Origin of the sequence: Psychrobacter sp. CAL346-MNA-CIBAN-0220 (assembly GCF_040309805.1) — a bacterium.
GTDB lineage: Bacteria > Pseudomonadota > Gammaproteobacteria > Pseudomonadales > Moraxellaceae > Psychrobacter.
The window spans coordinates 1-260 of record NZ_JBEOPF010000433.1 but is presented as its reverse complement, the minus strand read 5'-3'; the positions used below and the strand labels follow the sequence as shown (position 1 = coordinate 260).

At 48.8% G+C, this 260-nt stretch carries 1 pseudogene; it reads left to right on the top strand.

From position 1 onward, the window contains the following. Nucleotides 1-19: 19 nt before the first annotated feature. A pseudogene (locus AAEY88_RS14265) lies at nt 20-260 on the top strand (glycine/betaine ABC transporter substrate-binding protein); the annotation flags it as partial.

The following is a 260-nucleotide window of genomic DNA, read 5'->3' as shown; positions in this document are numbered from 1 at the left end:
AAACAGTGCGATTTTAGAGATGAGTGAAAGCAAGCGCAGTGGTGATGAACAGGCGCTTGAGTTTTTACGTGTCAACCCAAACGTCTGGCAAGCGTGGCTACCCAAAGAAGTCGCTGAAAATCTTGCTGCCAATTTAGGCATCAGTCTAACGGACGATGGCACAGGCAATAGCGGTGTCAATCCATCACTGAATGACGCCACCTCAAGTAATGCCTTCCTAGCATTAACGTCCAGCTTTCCGTCATGGTCCCTTGAGTCAC